Source organism: Pseudomonas sp. LLC-1 (genome assembly GCF_002992185.1).
GTDB classification, from domain to species: Bacteria; Pseudomonadota; Gammaproteobacteria; order Pseudomonadales; family Pseudomonadaceae; genus Aquipseudomonas; species Aquipseudomonas monteilii.
The window spans coordinates 182,122-199,487 of the sequence record NZ_LUVY01000016.1 but is presented as its reverse complement, the minus strand read 5'-3'; the positions used below and the strand labels follow the sequence as shown (position 1 = coordinate 199,487).

Below are 17,366 nucleotides of genomic sequence, written 5' to 3'. Positions count from 1 at the left end.
GTGCACGGTTGCCGCCTTTGTTCCGTGAGAAAGAATGAACACGGCAACTCCTCTGAACTAGGGAGTTTGAAAATTGAAAACGATCGATACTGATTCCAGCAGCCCCAAGCCGATCACCACCGCAGGCGTGGAAACCTTCCTCGCAGCCGGTAACCCCTCCCTCAACCTGCTACGCGTAGAGCCCGGCATCCCGGTCGATGCGGCCTATGAGCATGTTTCGATCCTGATGGGCTACATCAAGCACCTGGTGCGCGAGGGCGATATGGAGGATGACCATAAATTCCTGGGGGCGGCTGATTACTTGTGCGATATGGCCAAGGCGCTGATGAACGATATCGAGATTGCCAAGAATAAATCGCATTGAAAATGTGAGATCGCCGAGGCCGCTTTGCGGCCCTTTCGCGACACAAGGCCGCTCCCACAGACACCTCTTGCGCTAACCACAAGAAATGTTTATGCACAAGTGGCATTGGCGACTTGCGCGAAAGGCATGCCGGATCAATACGCCGCCGGTCTTTGCGCAAACGCCTGTTTTTACTGGGCTTGACGCACAGGCAGGAATAAGCCAAGCGCTTGAAATAGCGTTGGGATCCAACAGGTAATCACAAGCTTGTTCACAGAGTTATCCACAGGTTGTGCTGCGGCTATCGGTCGCGTTCGGCAAGGATGAGCAGGTTGCGCGGGGTCAGCAGGTAGTCGCAGAACAAGCCGAGGCGCACCTCAAAGCCTTGTTCTTCGAGGAACAGGGCGCGATCGAGCACCAGCCACAACTCCAATGGCCGACGGAACAGGTTGCGCACGCGCTCCAGGTTGCGTACTTCGGCCAGGCGTTGCCAGCCGGCGGCTTCCAGAGCGGCCCAGTCCGGGTTGCCATTCAAGGGCAGTTGCTTGAGTTCGGCCAGGTCGCGGCAGTACTGCTCGAAGGGCTTTTCCAGCCAGGCTACCGGCAGCGACGGTGTTGGCAGGTAGTCATCGCGCAGGCGCTGCTGGCGTTGCAGCAGGTCGAAGCCCAGGCGGCGGGCCATCGAAGTGTCACGTTGGCGCCGCACGCGAGCCCCGGCGGTAACGGTTTCGCTCAGGGGCAGGCCTAGATCGTCCAGCGACAGCTGCAGGCCGGACGCTTGCGCGGCTGTGGATAACGGCTGGTATTGCTGCACTGCAATGCGGTTGTAGCAGCAGGGGGCTACGGCCAATTGCCGGCAACCTTGCTGGCTGGCCAGTTGCATCAGGCGTACATGCAGGTCGCCGCAGGCGTGCAGGGCAACCACGCTTTTGTCGCCAGCCAGGTGGCGGGCGCTGTCGCTGGCCATCACATCTTGATGTACGTGCTGTGCGGGCAAGTGATGATGGGTGCTCAGGCCCTGGCCGGCTGCGACCAGTTCGGCATCGTACTCCAGGCAGGTCAGCTGCTGGCCGGGTTGCAGCAGGCGGCGGCCAAGGTGGCCTTTGCCGGAGCACCAGTCCAGCCAGTGGCGGGGCTGGTCGTGGAAGGCCAGGTGGCTGGCGAAGGCTTCGATCTGCTGCCATTTGCGGCCTGGGACGGCGACGTCCAGGCGGTGTGCGGCAGGGGGCAGATCGGTTTGCGGCAGGCTGCCGAGGGCGGCTAGTTGTTGGGCTTGCTGGGCCAGTTGTGGGAACGGAGCCGGCAAGGCGTCAGCGGGGCATTCGGTTTCGGCGTCGGCCAGCGAGCATTGGCGCAGGTGGGTGGCCAGCTCGGGGTGGGTGGTTTCCCAGTCCAGCTGCTGGGTGGTGAAGGGGCGGGGTTTCCACAGCTGTTGGTGCTCGACCAGGAACTGGTCGAGGGCCCGGAAGCGGGTGCTTAGGTGGTGGCTGTGGAGGTGGCTGGGCATGGTGTGTGTTTGGGTTGAGGGCCTCTTCGCGGGTGAACCCGCTCCCACAGGGTTAGCACAGGTTTCAAGGCCTGTGATGTACCTGTGGGAGCGGGTTTACCCGCGAAGAGGCCAGTAAGGTCTCAGCGACCCTGGCAGGCGTCCACGCGCAACCAGCGCTCCAGCAGCTTGAAGCCTTGCACCAACAGGAACGAGATCACCAGGTAGAACACGCCAGCAGCAAAGAAGATCTCCACCGGCAGGTAAGTACGGGCAATGATGGTGCGGGCCATGCCGGTCAGTTCCAGCAGGGTCACGGTACTGGCCAAGGCGCTGGCCTTGAGCATCAGGATCACTTCGTTGCTGTACGCCGGCAGGCCGATGCGCGCAGCACGCGGCAGCATGATGTAGAACAGTGCCTTGCCACGCGACATGCCCAGCGCCCGTGCCGCCTCGATCTCACCTTTGGGGATCGATTGCAGCGCGCCGCGCAGGATCTCGGCGATGTAGGCGGCGGTGTGCAGGGTCATGGTCAGCACCGTGCACCAGAACGGATCGCGCAGGTACGGCCACAGCGAGCTGGAGCGCACTGCATCGAACTGCGCCAGGCCGTAATAGACCAGGAACAGCTGCACCAGCAGCGGCGTGCCGCGGAAGAAGAAGATGTAGCTGAACGGCACGGCGCGCACGTACCAGTGGCGCGAGGAGCGGGCGATGCCCAGCGGGATGGCCAGGATCAACCCGGCAACCACCGCAATGGCCACCAGTTCCAGGGTCAGGACCGCGCCCTCGGCCAGGCGTGGCAGCCATTTGAAGATGACTTCCCAATTCATTATTCAGCCCTCGCAAAGCCGCGAGCGGCGCGTTTTTCCATGAAGTGCATACCGGTCATGGCGATGACGGTCAGGCTCAGGTAGATGCAGGCCGCCACCATGTAGAAGGTGAACGGCTCCTTGGTCACGGTCACGCCGATTTGTGCGTGGCGCATGATTTCTTCCAGGCCGATCACCGACACCAGCGCGGTGTCCTTCATCAAAATCATGAACAGGTTGCCAAGGCCGGGCAGGGCGATGCGCCACATCTGCGGCAGGATGATCCGCGACAGGATGCGGCCCTTGGACAGGCCCAGTGCCAGGCCGGCTTCACGGTGGCCCTTGGGGATCGCCAGGATGGCACCACGGAACACTTCGGTGGCGTAGGCGCCGAAGCACAGGCCCAGGGCGATCACGCCCGCGGCAAAGGCACTGAGCTCAAGGCCCGGCATGTTCAGGGCCTCGCCGAGGGCGTTCATCAACCCGACGGTGCCGAAATAGATAAGCAGAACCCACAGCAGTTCGGGCACGCCACGAACCAGGGTCGAGTAGAAACCGCCAAGCCATTGCAACGGCTTGATCGGGGAGGTTTTGGCCAGGGCGCCGAGCAGGCCCAGCACCAGCCCCAGCAGCAAGGCGCAAAGCGCCAGTTTTACGGTCATCAGGGTGCCGGCCATCATGGCCGGACCGAATCCGTGCAGGTCGATATTCATGGGCAGGTCATATTAGGGACTGGCGCGCCGCAAGGGCGCGCCGGTCAGGGCGGGTCATTCGATGCTGAACGGGAAGTACTTGTCGTTGATCTTCTTGTACGTGCCGTCGGCCTTGATTTCGGCCAGGGCTTTGTTCAGGTCGTCGCGCAGCTTGGTGTCACCTTTGCGCACGGCAATGCCGATCTTGTCGCTGTCCATCACCGGCTCGCCCTTGAACTCGAAGTTCGAGCCGTCTTTGCTCTTCAGCCACTCGTACTGCACGTACTTGTCGGCCAGGATGCCGTCGATGCGGCCGGACACCAGGTCCAGGTAGGCGTTTTCCTGGGTGTCGTACAGCTTGATGTCGACGCCTTTGAAGTTGTCTTCCAGGTAGGTACCGGCCAGGGTTGCGCGCTGGGTGCCGATAACCTTGCCCTTCAACGACTCTTTGTCAGTCTTGAAGTCGACGTTTTTCGGCGCAATGAACTGCAGCTTGTTGGAGTAGTACGGCTCGGTGAAGTCCACGGCCTGCTTGCGCTCGTCGGTGATCGACAGCGAAGACACCAGGAAGTCGAACTTCTTGGCGTTCAGGGCCGGGATGATGCCGTCCCAGTCGGAGGTGACGACCGAGCACTCGACTTTCATCTTGGCGCACAGGGCGTCGCCGATGTCTTTGTCGAAGCCGACCACGTTACCGCTGGCGTCCTTGTTGTTGAACGGTGGGTAGGCGGCTTCGATGCCCATGCGCAGTTTTTCTGCGGCCATGGCGTTTGCCGACATCACCAGCGTGGCAGCAGCTGCCAGGAGGAACTTCTTGTAAGTGTGCATGTATTGCTCCGTTAGCGGTGGCTGGACATGAATTGCTTGCAACGCGCCGAGGTCGGGTTTTCGAAGACCTGTTGCGGCGATCCCTGCTCTTCTACCAGGCCTTGGTGCAGGAAGACGACTTCACTGGACACATGGCGGGCGAAGCTCATCTCGTGCGTCACCAGCAGCATGGTACGGCCTTCTTCGGCCAGTGCGCGGATAACGTTAAGCACTTCCTGGACCATTTCCGGATCGAGTGCCGAGGTTGGCTCGTCGAACAGGATGACCTTGGGCTTCATGGCCAGGGTACGGGCAATGGCGGCGCGCTGTTGCTGGCCACCGGAAAGCTGGGCGGGGTAGCTGTGGCGTTTGTCGTAGATGCCCACCTTGTTCAGCAGCGCTTCGGCGGCTTCGATGGCCTCGGCCTTGCTTTGGCCGAGCACGCGGCGTGGCGCCTCGATGATGTTGTCGAGGATCGACATGTGCGGCCACAGGTTGAAGTTCTGGAAGACAAAGCCGATTTCGCTGCGCAGGCGGTTGATCTGGCGGTTGTCGGCTGCGATCAGGTCGCCGTTCTTGGCGGCCTTGAGCTTGAGGGCTTCGCCGGCAACCAGGATTTCGCCCTGGTGCGGGTTTTCGAGCAGGTTGATGCAGCGCAGCAGGGTGGACTTGCCGGAGCCGGACGACCCCAGGATGGAGATCACGTCACCGTCGCGAGCGGTCAGCGAAATACCCTTGAGAATTTCCTGCTCGCCGTAGCGTTTGTGCAGATTGCGGATTTCCAGCGCGGGCGTGGCCTGAGCCATGTGCGGTCCTCATGTGTTCGGGTGCGTTCCCAGCTGTTGGCGGCCTTCCTGGCGTGCGCCAAGCTAGCATAGCGGCATTATGACGGCCAACAGGGTCGCCGGGGACTGTGGGCACTGGTGGGGCAGTTTGTCGCATCGCTACAGCGTAACGTCGCGCAGATGTCCGCGAAGGTGTCGCCCAGCACCAGAGCCTTGATGAAAAAAGGCGCGATGGTGCCAGCTTTGGCCCGCTCATGGAAGCGGTTTTGGCCCATTCAAGGGGTAAACCCGACCTTTAGGTCAAACGTTTGCAGTGGATGCAGGTTTACCCGCGAATGCGTCAGGCGCTTTTGAGGTTGTACCCATAGGTTGCACTTTTTCGCATTGCAGTGGTGCACAGGTGTTACCGGGGAGCACCTTTGGTGCGTTTGTAAGTGGGTATTTCAGTAATCCGATGATTTGGCGCCCTTTCGGTCAAGGTGTGGCCGAAAGCCCTCCAAACCTTGTCCTAAAAGGCCTGTAGAAGTTTCTGACGAATGCATTCAGCACATGGCCTGCTTATTGCCAGTAGGAAACCGCCGATTGCAGCGACGCCTAGGTCAACCCTTGGCGCGCTCCGTACCCGCAGTCGGAGTGGTCCACTCCTTACAAAGGTAGTTTCAATGAGCGGTAACAATTCCAATGACCTCGCTCAGGGGCTCAAACAACGGCATGTCACCATGCTGTCCATCGCTGGCGTCATCGGTGCCGGCCTGTTCGTAGGCTCTGGCCACGCCATCGCAGCGGCCGGCCCGGCCGTGCTGCTGGCTTACGCTGCTGCCGGTACGCTGGTCGTGCTGGTGATGCGCATGCTGGGTGAAATGGCGGTCGCTTCGCCAGACACCGGTTCGTTCTCTACATACGCCGACCGCGCCATCGGGCGTTGGGCCGGTTTCACCATTGGCTGGCTGTACTGGTGGTTCTGGGTGCTGGTGATTCCGCTGGAGGCCAACGCTGCCGCCGCCATCCTGCACGCCTGGTTCCCTGCGGTCGACCTGTGGGCGTTCTCCCTCATCATTACCCTGGCGCTGACCCTGACCAACCTGTGCAGCGTGAAGAACTACGGCGAGTTCGAGTTCTGGTTCGCCCTGCTCAAGGTGTTGGCGATCATCGGCTTCATCGCCGTGGGTTGCGCAGCCATGTTCGGCTTTGTACCGAGCAGCCAGGTAAGCGGTGCCAGCCACCTGTTCGATACCCAAGGCTTCATGCCCAACGGCTTGGGCGCAGTGCTGGCAGCCATGCTGACCACCATGTTCTCGTTCATGGGTACTGAAATCGTCACCATCGCTGCTGCCGAGTCGAAGGACCCGGGCAAGCAGATCAGCCGCGCCACCAACTCGGTGATCTGGCGTATCTGCCTGTTCTACCTGGTGTCGATCTTCCTGGTGGTGGCCCTGGTGCCATGGAACGACCCGGCCCTGGCCGAGACCGGTTCCTACCAGACCGTGCTGAGCCGCATCGGCGTGCCGAATGCCAAGCTGATCGTCGACATCGTCGTGCTGATTGCCGTGACCAGCTGCCTGAACTCGGCGCTGTACACTTCTTCGCGCATGCTGTTCTCGCTGAGCAAGCGTGGCGATGCCCCGGCCATTGCCCAGCGCACCACCAAGTCGGCGACCCCGCATGTGGCGGTATTGCTGTCCACTGCAGCGGCGTTCCTCTGTGTGTTCGCCAACTTCGTGGCACCGGCTCAGGTGTTCGAGTTCCTGCTGGCCAGCTCGGGCGCCATTGCGCTGCTGGTGTACCTGGTGATTGCCGTGTCGCAACTGCGCATGCGTGCCCAGCGTGAAGCCCGCGGCGAGAAGATTACCTTCAAGATGTGGCTGTTCCCGGGCCTGACCTGGGCGACCATTGCCTTCATCATTGCCATTCTGGTGGTGATGGCGCTGCGTGAAGACCACCGTGCGGAGATCATTGCGACTGCGCTGCTGAGCATTGGTGTGGTGGCGGCTGGCTTGCTGGTGCACCGCAAGCGCGAAGCTGCCGGGCGGGTGGCGCTGGACAACTGATCCGCGCTGGCTGAAATGAAAAGGCCGCGCCCTGTGAGGGGCGCGGCCTTTTTTGTTGCCTGTACCGGCCCTATCGCCGGCAAGCCAGCTCCCACAGGAAGCGTGCTGCCCTTAGGCCTGTGATGAACCTGTGGGAGCTGGCTTGCCGGCGATAGGGCCCGGGCAGGTTACACAGCCCGATCAGCCAAACTGCTTCTGCTGTTGCTGCTGCTTTGCCACCAGTTCGGAAGCGGCAATGTAGGCCTCCTGGAACTCATCGCTCTCCAGCCAGGCCATGGTCGCCTCTTCGTCGGCACCATCCAGCCATTTGCGGTAGGCGTTGAACACCAGCACGATGTAGTCGGTGGCGTGTTCTTCCTTGTGCCCCTTGAGCACCAACGCCAGCAGCGGGTCTACCAGGAACACCGAAATCATCGGTACCAGGCCGCCCTCCTGGGCTTCCTTCATCTTGTTGAACATGGCGTCGTAGCTGCCCGATTCCATGGCCTTGTTGTACACCTGCTCGACACTGGCGCTGTCACCGGCACTGGCCTTGACCGCCTGGCCGCTGCGTACCATGCGGTTCTGCTTGGCCTTGCTGGCGGCGCGCTTGGCGCGTTTCTGTTGCTTGGTAGGGGTGGCCATGGGGCTGGAGTCCTTGGGTGGTGCTGGAAAAGTGCGTATTGAATCGCAGATGGCAGTGAAACCCAAGCGGCATTGGCGGGTCTGAGTCAGGCTGCCGGACATTCGGCATTCGCACACAGGACATTCACGGATGAAAGCACCCCTTTTGCTCGGCCTGCTGGCCGTCGCCCTGGCCGGCTGTGGCAACATCGCCGCAGTCAAATCCTTCAACACACCTTATGGCTCGCCCAGCGCCGGCGACACTGCACGCCTGCGGGTGATTGCTGATGGCATGGTGCGCGCGGTACCGGAAAAGGACTGCGTGGACTGGTACAGCCCAGGCGCTGGCGTGATTGCGGTGCCCACCAAAGGCTTTGCCGACCGTAATGGTGAAACCCTGAACATGCCGGCCGGTGCGCCTGCCCAAGCGGGTGACGCAGTCAGCGAAGTGCTGGTGCCTGCCGGCAAGCCGTTCACCCTGCATTTTCTCGATGGTGGCCGCTCGGCGGGTTACAACAGCGTGCAGAACTGCCTGGGCATGTTCTCGTTCGTGCCGGAAAAAGGCGCGGACTACGAACTGGTCGTGCACGGCTACAGCGCGTGCGGCGGTACGCTCAAGCGTTTGGATAAAACGGAGGAAGTGGCCAGGCGCAAGGCTGACTATTGCAGCGCCATCGCCAATTTTTAGGCTGGGCAGGCGGGCGGGGATAAAAATCACAGACAACAAAAAACCCGCACTAGGCGGGTTTCTTGTTGTCGCTTCGGGTAACTTTGCAACCACCAGAAGCTTGAAGGTGGTGCCCAGAGACGGAGTCGAACCGCCGACACGAGGATTTTCAATCCTCTGCTCTACCGACTGAGCTATCTGGGCGACGAGGTGAATTAAATAGATTTCCGGACCGCTCGTCAACGACTTTTTGAAAAAATTTTAAATTAATTCCGTCGCTTACGATTTTTGGGGTCATTCGGCCGGTGGAACGTAGCCTTCCGCCTGCGCGTATTCTTCGCCGGCGAAAAACTTGTCCATCTCGGCCTGGAGGAATTTGCGGTCCTCGGCGTTCATCATGTTCAGGCGCTTTTCGTTGATCAGCATGGTCTGGTGCTTCTGCCAGTCGGCCCAGGCCTTCTGCGAGATGTGTTCGAAGATGTCCTGGCCCTTGGCGCCTGGGTAGGGCGGGCGTTCCAGGCCTGGCAGTTCTTCTTGGTACTTGCGGCACATCACGGTGCGGGTCATCGGGCGTCTCCTGCAATCAGTTCGTCGGCCGCGCGTTTAAGCAGCTTTTTCACCGGGGCGGCAAGGCCCAGGCGCGGCGGGGTGGCGAGGTTATACCAGAGCCAGTCGGCCTCGGCCATGTGCTGGCCGACCGGGTCGACACGCACCAGCCAGGGCTCGATGGCCAGCTGAAAGTGGCTGAAGGTGTGGGTCAGGCCGTCCATGGCGCGGCTGTCAGCCAGGCGCAGGCCGTGCTGGTAGGCCAGGTCATCGAGTTGGGCGATGTCGTCCAGTTCCGGCAGGCTCCACAACCCTCCCCACAGCCCACTGGATGGGCGGCGGTAAAGCAGGATGGCGCCTTCGTGGTTGGCCAGCAGTGGCATCAGCGTACGCCGCTGCGGCAGTGCCTTGCGCGGCTTGGGCTCGGGGTAGCGGGTTTCTTCACCGTGCAGGTGCGCTTCGCAGCCGCGCTGCAGCGGGCAGATCAGGCAGCTGGGCTTGCTGCGCGTGCACAGCGTGGCGCCCATGTCCATCATCGCCTGGGTGTAGTGGTTGGCGCGCTGGTGCGGGGTAAAGCGCTCGGCCGTGACCCACAGCTGGTTGGCCACCTTGGGTTCGCCGGGGTAGCCCGCCTGGGCGGTGTAGCGGGCCAGTACGCGCTTGACGTTGCCATCCAGAATCGGCGCACGAATGCCCATGCTGATGCTGGCGATGGCGCCTGCGGTGGAGCGGCCGATGCCGGGCAGCTCGGTGAGCTGCTCGACACTGCGTGGGAATTCGCCGCCATGTTGCTCGACGACGATCCTGGCGGCCTTTTGCAGGTTGCGTGCACGGGTGTAATAGCCCAGCCCCGTCCACAGGTGCAGCACTTCGTCCTCCGGCGCTTCGGCCAGGGCCTGCACGGTCGGCAGCGCCTGCATGAAGCGGTCGAAGTAGTTGAGCACGGTGCTGACCTGGGTCTGCTGCAACATGATTTCCGACACCCACACCCGGTACGGGGTGATGCCCTGTTGCCAGGGCAGGTCGTGCCGGCCGTGCTCGTCATACCAATCCAGCACAGCGCTGGAGAACTGCTCGGGGCTCATCGCTTGAACAGCCCCTTGAGCGCGTCTTTCACTTCCGGGCTCACTTTGTCTCCAAGTTTTTCATCAAGCTTTTCGTCAATCTTGTCTTTCAGGCGGTTGCCGGCCAGCTTGGCCGCGACCTTGCCCAGGCCGTTCTGGTCCAGACGGCAGGCCTTGGCACCAAGTTCCAGCGGGCCACGGCAGCGCAGCGGCACTTCAACGCCAACGTAACGCTCGTTGACCTGGCAGGCTGGGTCCGGCATTGCGCGTTGGTCGCCTTCGACGATCACGCCCACGTTGTAGTCCATGCCCAGCACACGCAGGTCGAGGTCGCCGTTACCGTTCACGGTCAGGCCTGGGATGCGTGCCTTGAGGTCGGGGTTGCTGGCGACGCCATTGCGCACTACCAGGCTACCGCGCAGCTCCTGGAACGGGGTGTCCTTGCCGCGTGGCTCGCCGCTCAGGGTCTTGCGGTTGAGCGTGGCGATGGCCTGGCACAGCTGCTGCTCCAGGTTGGCGTTGACCAGCACACCATCGTTGATGGTGAAGTTTGCGCTGCCGTTGAGGGTGTCGACCAGTGCCTTCTGGCTGTTGCCGGTGGCGGTCAGATCACTGGTCAGGGTCAGCAGGCCTTTCACAGGGGGTGCCTGCTCCTTGCCTTCGGTCTTGATGAAGTGCTCCACCGGCACCCGCTGGATGTTGGTGTTCACACCCAGTTGCGGGACGGCAGGGCGCACGTCGACCGTGCCCTTGGCTTCGAAAGTGCCGTTGTACAGCTCGCCGCGCAGGGTTTGCAGGGTCAGCAGGCCGCCCTGGCCGATGGCTTTGAGCTGGGCGTCTTCGATCGGCAGTTTGTCCAGGGTCAGCGAACCGAAGGCCAGGTCGGCCTGCAGGTCCAGGGCCCGCAGGCGGTCGACGGGCAGCAACTTGTCGTCGCTCCAGGCCACTTGGGTCGGGGCATTTGGCAGCGGCGTGGTACCCGCACCGGCCACGGCGCTGGCCTCTTGCTGCTTGACCTCGGCCTGGCGTGCAGCGGTGGCGCCCTTGGCTTCTTCGCTCTTGGCGGGGAAGTAGCGGTCGGCGTCAAAGGCATCGCCCTTGAGCTGCAGGCGCAGGGCCTGCTTGGCGAAGTCTTCCACGGCCACGCGGCCGCTGAAGGTGCTGTCGTCCAGCTTCACGGCCAGGTCTTCCAGCGCCAGGCTGTTGGGCGTGCCCTGCAGGCGGGTGACCAGCTCCAGCTTGGCGAAGGCCGCCGGGTCGTTGGTAGCCGGCAGCGGGCGGCCAATGCTGTCGAGGAAGGTGCGCAGGTTGAACTGGGCGATGGACAGGCCGCCGCTCAGTTGTGGCGCCTTGTCCAGGTCACGCAGGTTCAGCTCGCCCAGGGCACGCAGCTGGTTGGCCGAAACTTTCAGGCCGTTCCAGGAGGCGACATTGGCAGCCAGGTCGACCAGCAGCTGGCCTTGGGCGGCGAATGTCACGGTCTTGCCACCGGTGGGTTCACCCGAGGTTTCGCCCGACAGGCGCATGTCTTCGAAGTTGTAGCGCTTGAGCTTGCGGTCGAAGCGCAGCTCGCCGGCCAGTTCGGTGCGGGCTTTGATGTTCGGCTCGCTGGCGCTGATGAAGGCGCTGGCCTTGAGCGGAATGTTGGCGCCTTCGTGGACCGGGCCCGTGCTTAGCTGGATGCTTTCGGCGCTGTAGCTTTGGCCGGTCTTGGCATCGGTGTACTGCACGCGGGCGTTGTTCACGGTCAGGCTGTCGATGTCCAGCTTGACGGCACGTTCGTTGCCTTCGGCAGGTGCCGGCTTCTGTTCAGCGGGTGCCTGAGCGGTGGCATTGGCCTGCGCTTCGGCAGGGGTGGCGTTTTGCGCGGGCAGTGGTTTGCCGATGTCTTCCCAGTTGCCGTGGCCGTGTTCGTCACGGGCCAGGGTCAGGTTCAGGCCCTCGACGCGTACGTCGCTCATCTGCACTTCGCGGCGCAGCAGCGGCAGCACACGCACGGACAGGCCGAGCATTTGCAGGTCGGCGAACGGTTCCTTGGGTTTGGCCAGGGTGGCAATGCTGGCCTCATGCAGCTCCAGGCCTAGCCACGGGAACAGGCTCCAGCCGATATCCCCGTCGAGTGTCAGTTCGACGTTAGCCTTGTCGCGCGCCAGCTGGCGAATCTCGTCTTTGTAGTCGTTGGGATCAAAGAGGTGGGTCAGGGCGAAGCCCAGCGCCACGATGATCAGCAGCAACCCGAGAAGCCCCAGTCCCAGGATTTTGCCGAACGCTTTCATGGGCGAGTCCTTGTAGTCCGTTAGTGAAATTCAGGCGGCAGAGTATAACGCCGCAGTGGTTGTCCCTGCGTATTCGACCAGAGATACAGGGCATTTCTTACGCTTGCAGCAGATGGTACGGCTTTCCACAAGCAAACATGACCGTTTCAGCCGGGCAAGAATTAACGATATCAGACTGCTTTCGCGCTACTTGGCTCTGCTAACCTTGCGCCGCTTTGCGAGCACCCTCCCTATAAAAAGGATCAGATCCATGACCAGTACCGTCGCGACCGGCTCTGTGGCCAGTGCGCCTGGCTTCCTGTCGAAGGAACGCATCATCGCCCGCCCGGGCTTCAACCGTTGGCTGGTCCCGCCAGCCGCCCTGGCCATTCACCTGTGCATTGGCATGGCCTATGGTTTCTCGGTGTTCTGGTTGCCCCTTTCGCAAGCCCTCGGCATCACCGCGCCTGTCGTCTGTGCAGCGGACATGGGCTTCATGGCCCGTATGTTCAGCGCCGAATGCGACTGGCCGATCTCGATGCTGAGTTGGGTTTACACCCTGTTCTTTGTTTTTCTGGGTTGCTCGGCGGCCGTGCTGGGCGGCTGGCTGGAGCACGCCGGCCCGCGCAAGGCCGGCCTGGTCTCGGCGCTGTGCTGGTGCGGCGGCATGCTGATCTCGGCCATTGGCGTGAAAACCCACCAGCTGTGGCTGATGTGGCTGGGCTCCGGTGTAATTGGCGGTATCGGCCTGGGGCTGGGCTATATCTCGCCCGTGTCGACGCTGATCAAATGGTTCCCTGACAAACGCGGCATGGCCACCGGCATGGCGATCATGGGCTTCGGCGGCGGTGCCATGGTGGGTGCACCACTGGCCACTGCGCTGATGGGGCACTTTGGCAATGAGCACGAAGTGGGCGTATGGCAGAGCTTCGTCGCCATGGCGGCGATCTACTTTGTATTCATGACCGCTGGCGCCCTGGCGTACCGCGTGCCGCCAACTGGCTGGAAGCCCGAAGGCTGGGTCGCTCCGGCCAAAAAAGCTGGCAATGCCATGGTCACCGACCGCCATGTGCACGTCAGTGTGGCCTGGAAAACCCCGCAATTCGCCTTGATCTGGCTGGTGCTGTGCCTGAACGTGTCGGCGGGCATCGGTATTCTCGGCATGGCATCGCCACTGCTGCAGGAAGTGTTCGCGGGCAAATTGCTGGGCAACGAGCTGACTTTCAGTGAGCTGAATGCGGCTCAGTTGGCGCAGATTGCCGCGATTGCTGCCGGCTTTACCGGCCTGTTGAGCCTATTCAACATCGGTGGGCGGTTCTTCTGGGCGTCGTTCTCCGACTACATCGGCCGCAAGAACACCTACTTCGCCTTCTTCGCCCTGGGTGTGGGCCTGTACAGTCTGGTGCCGAACATGGGGCACCTGGGTAACGTTGCGCTGTTCGTGGCGGCGTTCTGCATCATCCTTTCAATGTATGGCGGTGGTTTTGCCACGGTACCGGCCTACCTGGCCGACCTGTTCGGTACGCAGATGGTCGGCGCCATTCATGGTCGCCTGTTGACCGCCTGGGCGGCGGCGGGGGTATTGGGGCCTGTGTTGATCACCTACCTGCGCGAATACCAACTGGCGGCAGGGGTTGAGCGTGCGGCGGCCTACGACATGACCCTGTACATCCTCGCCGGCCTGCTGGTACTGGGCTTTATCTGCAACATGCTGGTGCGACCGGTGGCCGACAAGCACTTCATGAGCGATGCCGAACTGGCGGCCGAGCGAGCGTTGAGCCATGACAAAGGGGCCGACGGTGCGCGTTCGCTGGAGTGGAAAGCGGCACCGGGCAGCCTGCCGCTGGTGCTGCTGGCCTGGGCGGTGGTGGTTGTGCCGTTGGCCTGGGGGGTGTGGGTAACCTTGCAGAAAACTGCGGCGCTGTTCCACTGATCCCGGACATCGGGGTTGCAAAGCAGCCCCGATTACTTGCTTGTATAGACTTGTAGCAGCATCCAGCCCCCGTAATTCCTCGTTTTGCCATATGTCATCCGCGTTTCAAGCTGGCGCGTTCTGGGCCTATAATGGAGCCCTTTTCGCCCAATGATTTTGCGGAGCTGGTGATGGTCGAACGTAAGGCTTCCGTCGAGCGCAATACCCTGGAAACCCAGGTCAAGTGCTCGATCAACCTCGATGGCAGTGGCAAGGCCCGATTCGATATCGGCGTGCCTTTCCTTGAACACATGCTGGACCAGATCGCCCGCCATGGGCTGATCGATCTGGATATCGAGTGCAAGGGTGACACGCATATCGACGATCACCATACCGTCGAAGACGTCGGTATCACCCTGGGCATGGCATTCGCCCAGGCCATCGGTGACAAGAAAGGCATCTTCCGCTACGGCCACGCCTACGTGCCGCTGGACGAAGCACTGTCGCGCGTGGTCATCGACTTCTCCGGCCGCCCAGGCCTGCAGATGCACGTACCTTACACCCGTGCCAGCGTCGGTGGCTTCGATGTCGACCTGTTCCAGGAGTTCTTCCAGGGCTTCGTCAACCACGCCCTGGTCACCCTGCACATCGACAACCTGCGTGGTCACAACACCCACCACCAGATCGAAACCGTGTTCAAGGCTTTTGGCCGCGCGTTGCGCATGGCCGTGACCCTCGACGAGCGCATGGCCGGGCAAATGCCGTCGACCAAAGGGTGCCTGTAAATGCAGACGGTAGCCGTAATCGACTATGGCATGGGCAACCTGCACTCGGTGGCCAAGGCGCTTGAGCACGTCGGCGCCGGCAAGGTGCTGGTCACCAGCGACGCTGCGGTCATCCGTGAAGCTGACCGTGTGGTGTTCCCGGGTGTAGGCGCGATCCGCGACTGCATGGCCGAAATCCGCCGCCTGGGCTTCGACAGCCTGGTGCGCGAAGTGAGCCAGGACCGTCCGTTCCTCGGTATCTGCGTTGGCATGCAGGCACTGCTTGAGCACAGCGAAGAGAACGACGGTGTCGACTGCATCGGCCTGTTCCCCGGCCAGGTGCGCTTCTTCGGCAAAGACCTGAAAGAAGACGGCGAGCACCTGAAGGTGCCGCACATGGGCTGGAACGAAGTGGGCCAGACCATCGACCACCCGCTGTGGCACGACATCCCCGACCGCGCGCGCTTCTACTTCGTGCACAGCTACTACATCAATGCCGGCAAACCGGGCCAGGTGGTCGGTCGCGGCCATTACGGTGTCGATTTCGCCGCTGCGCTGGCCGATGGCTCGCGCTTTGCCGTGCAGTTCCACCCGGAGAAGAGCCATACCCATGGTCTGCAGTTGCTGCAGAACTTCGTCGCCTGGGACGGGCGCTGGTAAATGAGCAGGTCGAAGACCAAGGCCCCGGTCATTACCCTGGCCCCCGAGCAGGAGCGCGACGCGCTCGACACCCTCAAGCGCTTCCTCGAAGACCGTTTCGAGTTGGAGCTGGGGTCGTTCGAGGTGGCCGAGGTCCTTGAGCTGTTCAGCAAAGAAATTGCACCCCATTACTACAACAGGGCGATTGCCGATGTTCAGCTGCACCTCAAGGAGCGGTTCGAGAGCATCGAAAGTGATCTGTGGGCGCTCGAAAAGCCCTGAAACCCTAAGAACAGACAGGTTCCCAAGATGCTGATTATCCCCGCTATCGATCTGAAGGACGGTGCCTGCGTGCGCCTGCGCCAGGGCCGCATGGAAGACTCCACGGTATTTTCCGACGACCCGGTAAGCATGGCCGCCAAGTGGGTCGAGGGTGGCTGCCGCCGCCTGCACCTGGTTGACCTTAACGGCGCTTTCGAAGGCCAGCCGGTCAACGGTGAAGTGGTCACCGCCATCGCCAAGCGCTACCCGACCCTGCCGATCCAGATCGGCGGCGGCATCCGCTCGCTGGAAACCATCGAGCACTACGTCAAGGCTGGCGTCAGCTACGTCATCATCGGCACCAAGGCGGTCAAAGAGCCTGAGTTCGTGGCCGAAGCGTGCAAGGCCTTCCCGGGCAAGGTCATTGTTGGCCTGGATGCCAAAGACGGCTTCGTTGCCACCGATGGCTGGGCCGAAGTCAGCGCGGTACAGGTTATCGACCTGGCCAAGCGTTTCGAGGCGGATGGCGTGTCGTCGATCGTCTACACCGACATCGCCAAGGACGGGATGATGCAGGGCTGCAACGTGCCGTTCACCAAGGCACTGGCCGAGGCCACCCGCATTCCTGTAATCGCCTCGGGCGGCATCCACAACCTGGGCGACATCAAGGCCCTGCTGGACGCCAAGGCCCCGGGCATCATCGGCGCCATTACCGGCCGTGCCATCTACGAAGGCTCCCTCGATGTCGCCGAGGCCCAGGCCTTCTGCGACAACTACCAAGGCTGAGGACTGAACCATGGCACTGGCCAAGCGCATCATCCCTTGCCTGGACGTGGACAACGGCCGGGTGGTCAAGGGCGTCAAGTTCGAGAACATCCGTGATGCCGGCGACCCGGTGGAAATCGCCCGTCGCTACGACGAGCAGGGTGCCGACGAAATCACCTTCCTCGACATCACCGCCAGCGTCGATGGCCGCGACACCACCCTGCATACCGTCGAGCGCATGGCCAGCCAGGTGTTCATCCCGCTGACCGTGGGCGGTGGCGTGCGCACCGTGCAGGACATCCGCAACCTGCTCAATGCCGGTGCCGACAAGGTATCGATCAACACGGCGGCGGTGTTCAACCCGGAGTTTGTGGGCGAGGCGGCGGACCGTTTCGGTTCGCAGTGCATCGTTGTCGCCATCGATGCCAAGAAGGTGTCCGGGCCGGGTGAAGCACCGCGCTGGGAAATCTTCACCCACGGTGGGCGCAAGCCGACCGGGCTGGATGCAGTCGAGTGGGCGAAGAAGATGGAAGGCCTGGGGGCTGGCGAGATTTTGCTGACCAGCATGGACCAGGACGGCATGAAGAACGGCTTTGACCTGGGCGTTACCCGTGCCATCAGCGATGCGCTGGGTATTCCGGTGATTGCTTCGGGTGGTGTGGGTAACCTGCAGCACTTGGCTGACGGCATTCTGGAAGGGCATGCCAGCGCGGTGCTGGCGGCCAGTATCTTCCACTTCGGGGAGTACACTGTGCCTGAGGCCAAGGCTTATATGGCTTCGCGCGGCATCGTCGTTCGCTGACAGATTGATTGGGGCTGCTTTGCAGCCCATCGCGGATAAATCCGCTCCTACAGGGACCGCGCAGGCCCAGTACCATGCGCGATCCCTGTAGGAGCGGATTTATCCGCGATGGGCC

Annotated in this window: 18 protein-coding genes and 1 tRNA gene; 9 read left to right on the top strand and 10 right to left on the bottom strand. The window is 62.1% G+C overall.

Annotated features, from left to right (window positions below):
- The first annotated feature begins 73 nt into the window (after positions 1-73).
- The gene (locus A0O30_RS17895) at positions 74-364 is read left to right on the top strand and encodes a DUF3077 domain-containing protein (protein WP_105947367.1); all 291 of its coding nucleotides are present in this window, start codon (positions 74-76) and stop codon (positions 362-364) included.
- Between the two features lie 280 nt (positions 365-644).
- On the opposite strand, the gene A0O30_RS17890 is transcribed toward A0O30_RS17895, so the two are convergent.
- The 5 genes from A0O30_RS17890 to A0O30_RS17870 all read right to left on the bottom strand — a co-directional run bounded on the left by A0O30_RS17890 (position 645) and on the right by A0O30_RS17870 (position 4,946).
- Positions 645-1,850, bottom strand: coding sequence for a methyltransferase (locus A0O30_RS17890; protein ID WP_105947366.1), 1,206 nt, complete (start codon positions 1,848-1,850; stop codon positions 645-647).
- Positions 1,851-1,972: 122 nt separating this feature from the next.
- Complete coding sequence (locus A0O30_RS17885; protein ID WP_016497592.1) at positions 1,973-2,662, bottom strand: ABC transporter permease; 690 nt, start codon at positions 2,660-2,662, stop codon at positions 1,973-1,975.
- A complete protein-coding gene (locus A0O30_RS17880; protein WP_105947365.1) occupies positions 2,662-3,354 on the bottom strand; it encodes an ABC transporter permease in 693 nt (230 codons plus the stop codon). The genes A0O30_RS17885 and A0O30_RS17880 overlap by 1 nt, the downstream gene beginning before the upstream one ends.
- Before the next feature lie 54 nt (positions 3,355-3,408).
- Positions 3,409-4,161: an ABC transporter substrate-binding protein gene (locus A0O30_RS17875; RefSeq protein ID WP_011953233.1), complete on the bottom strand. Its 753-nt coding sequence runs from the start codon at positions 4,159-4,161 to the stop codon at positions 3,409-3,411.
- Between the two features lie 11 nt (positions 4,162-4,172).
- The gene (locus tag A0O30_RS17870; protein ID WP_003255746.1) at positions 4,173-4,946 is read right to left on the bottom strand and encodes an ABC transporter ATP-binding protein; all 774 of its coding nucleotides are present in this window, start codon (positions 4,944-4,946) and stop codon (positions 4,173-4,175) included.
- Positions 4,947-5,587: 641 nt separating this feature from the next.
- Here A0O30_RS17870 and gabP point away from each other — a divergent pair.
- Positions 5,588-6,973, top strand: a complete 1,386-nt coding sequence (gene gabP, locus A0O30_RS17860; protein WP_060499161.1) for a GABA permease — start codon at positions 5,588-5,590, stop codon at positions 6,971-6,973.
- Between the two features lie 180 nt (positions 6,974-7,153).
- On the opposite strand, the gene A0O30_RS17855 is transcribed toward gabP, so the two are convergent.
- Positions 7,154-7,597 (bottom strand): hypothetical protein, encoded by a 444-nt coding sequence (locus A0O30_RS17855; protein WP_012270086.1) that lies wholly within the window; start codon positions 7,595-7,597, stop codon positions 7,154-7,156.
- Positions 7,598-7,727: 130 nt separating this feature from the next.
- Between A0O30_RS17855 and A0O30_RS17850 the strand changes: the two genes are divergently transcribed.
- Positions 7,728-8,264: a hypothetical protein gene (locus A0O30_RS17850; protein ID WP_105947364.1), complete on the top strand. Its 537-nt coding sequence runs from the start codon at positions 7,728-7,730 to the stop codon at positions 8,262-8,264.
- A gap of 107 nt (positions 8,265-8,371) precedes the next feature.
- Here the strand turns inward: A0O30_RS17850 and A0O30_RS17845 are convergent.
- The 4 genes from A0O30_RS17845 to A0O30_RS17830 all read right to left on the bottom strand — a co-directional run bounded on the left by A0O30_RS17845 (position 8,372) and on the right by A0O30_RS17830 (position 12,129).
- A tRNA-Phe gene (locus A0O30_RS17845) sits at positions 8,372-8,447 on the bottom strand.
- A gap of 90 nt (positions 8,448-8,537) precedes the next feature.
- A complete protein-coding gene (locus tag A0O30_RS17840; protein WP_003255742.1) occupies positions 8,538-8,810 on the bottom strand; it encodes an oxidative damage protection protein in 273 nt (90 codons plus the stop codon).
- Positions 8,807-9,874: an A/G-specific adenine glycosylase gene (gene mutY, locus A0O30_RS17835; RefSeq protein ID WP_105947363.1), complete on the bottom strand. Its 1,068-nt coding sequence runs from the start codon at positions 9,872-9,874 to the stop codon at positions 8,807-8,809. The genes A0O30_RS17840 and mutY overlap by 4 nt, the downstream gene beginning before the upstream one ends.
- Positions 9,871-12,129 carry an AsmA family protein gene (locus A0O30_RS17830; RefSeq protein WP_105947362.1) on the bottom strand — a complete coding sequence of 753 codons (2,259 nt, stop codon included), beginning with the start codon at positions 12,127-12,129 and terminating at the stop codon, positions 9,871-9,873. Before A0O30_RS17830 ends, mutY begins: the two co-directional genes overlap by 4 nt.
- Positions 12,130-12,379: 250 nt before the next feature.
- On the opposite strand from A0O30_RS17830, the gene A0O30_RS17825 reads away from it, so the two are divergent.
- The 6 genes from A0O30_RS17825 to hisF all read left to right on the top strand — a co-directional run bounded on the left by A0O30_RS17825 (position 12,380) and on the right by hisF (position 17,251).
- Entirely contained in the window at positions 12,380-14,041 is a 1,662-nt protein-coding gene (locus A0O30_RS17825; RefSeq protein ID WP_105947361.1) for an OFA family MFS transporter, read from the top strand.
- A gap of 170 nt (positions 14,042-14,211) precedes the next feature.
- Positions 14,212-14,805, top strand: a complete 594-nt coding sequence (hisB, locus tag A0O30_RS17820; protein ID WP_009682881.1) for an imidazoleglycerol-phosphate dehydratase HisB — start codon at positions 14,212-14,214, stop codon at positions 14,803-14,805.
- Positions 14,806-15,444, top strand: a complete 639-nt coding sequence (gene hisH / locus A0O30_RS17815) for an imidazole glycerol phosphate synthase subunit HisH (RefSeq protein WP_016714499.1) — start codon at positions 14,806-14,808, stop codon at positions 15,442-15,444. It abuts the gene before it with no gap.
- Positions 15,445-15,705 (top strand): DUF2164 domain-containing protein, encoded by a 261-nt coding sequence (locus tag A0O30_RS17810; RefSeq protein WP_050703409.1) that lies wholly within the window; start codon positions 15,445-15,447, stop codon positions 15,703-15,705.
- A gap of 27 nt (positions 15,706-15,732) precedes the next feature.
- The gene (gene hisA / locus A0O30_RS17805) at positions 15,733-16,470 is read left to right on the top strand and encodes a 1-(5-phosphoribosyl)-5-[(5-phosphoribosylamino)methylideneamino]imidazole-4-carboxamide isomerase (protein ID WP_105947360.1); all 738 of its coding nucleotides are present in this window, start codon (positions 15,733-15,735) and stop codon (positions 16,468-16,470) included.
- Between the two features lie 10 nt (positions 16,471-16,480).
- Positions 16,481-17,251, top strand: coding sequence for an imidazole glycerol phosphate synthase subunit HisF (hisF, locus tag A0O30_RS17800; RefSeq protein WP_003255729.1), 771 nt, complete (start codon positions 16,481-16,483; stop codon positions 17,249-17,251).
- The last annotated feature ends 115 nt before the right edge of the window (positions 17,252-17,366 follow it).

Excerpts from the sequence above, each read along its gene's own strand:
- A0O30_RS17890 (WP_105947366.1), bottom strand. The coding sequence starts at position 1,850 with ATGCCCAGCCACCTCCACAGCCACCACCTAAGCACCCGCTTCCGGGCC.
- A0O30_RS17885 (WP_016497592.1), bottom strand. The coding sequence starts at position 2,662 with ATGAATTGGGAAGTCATCTTCAAATGGCTGCCACGCCTGGCCGAGGGC.
- A0O30_RS17880 (WP_105947365.1), bottom strand. The coding sequence starts at position 3,354 with ATGAATATCGACCTGCACGGATTCGGTCCGGCCATGATGGCCGGCACC.
- A0O30_RS17875 (WP_011953233.1), bottom strand. The coding sequence starts at position 4,161 with ATGCACACTTACAAGAAGTTCCTCCTGGCAGCTGCTGCCACGCTGGTG.
- A0O30_RS17870 (WP_003255746.1), bottom strand. The coding sequence starts at position 4,946 with ATGGCTCAGGCCACGCCCGCGCTGGAAATCCGCAATCTGCACAAACGC.
- gabP (WP_060499161.1), top strand. The coding sequence starts at position 5,588 with ATGAGCGGTAACAATTCCAATGACCTCGCTCAGGGGCTCAAACAACGG.
- A0O30_RS17855 (WP_012270086.1), bottom strand. The coding sequence starts at position 7,597 with ATGGCCACCCCTACCAAGCAACAGAAACGCGCCAAGCGCGCCGCCAGC.
- A0O30_RS17850 (WP_105947364.1), top strand. The coding sequence starts at position 7,728 with ATGAAAGCACCCCTTTTGCTCGGCCTGCTGGCCGTCGCCCTGGCCGGC.
- A0O30_RS17840 (WP_003255742.1), bottom strand. The coding sequence starts at position 8,810 with ATGACCCGCACCGTGATGTGCCGCAAGTACCAAGAAGAACTGCCAGGC.
- mutY (WP_105947363.1), bottom strand. The coding sequence starts at position 9,874 with ATGAGCCCCGAGCAGTTCTCCAGCGCTGTGCTGGATTGGTATGACGAG.
- A0O30_RS17830 (WP_105947362.1), bottom strand. The coding sequence starts at position 12,129 with ATGAAAGCGTTCGGCAAAATCCTGGGACTGGGGCTTCTCGGGTTGCTG.
- A0O30_RS17825 (WP_105947361.1), top strand. The coding sequence starts at position 12,380 with ATGACCAGTACCGTCGCGACCGGCTCTGTGGCCAGTGCGCCTGGCTTC.
- hisB (WP_009682881.1), top strand. The coding sequence starts at position 14,212 with ATGGTCGAACGTAAGGCTTCCGTCGAGCGCAATACCCTGGAAACCCAG.
- hisH (WP_016714499.1), top strand. The coding sequence starts at position 14,806 with ATGCAGACGGTAGCCGTAATCGACTATGGCATGGGCAACCTGCACTCG.
- A0O30_RS17810 (WP_050703409.1), top strand. The coding sequence starts at position 15,445 with ATGAGCAGGTCGAAGACCAAGGCCCCGGTCATTACCCTGGCCCCCGAG.
- hisA (WP_105947360.1), top strand. The coding sequence starts at position 15,733 with ATGCTGATTATCCCCGCTATCGATCTGAAGGACGGTGCCTGCGTGCGC.
- hisF (WP_003255729.1), top strand. The coding sequence starts at position 16,481 with ATGGCACTGGCCAAGCGCATCATCCCTTGCCTGGACGTGGACAACGGC.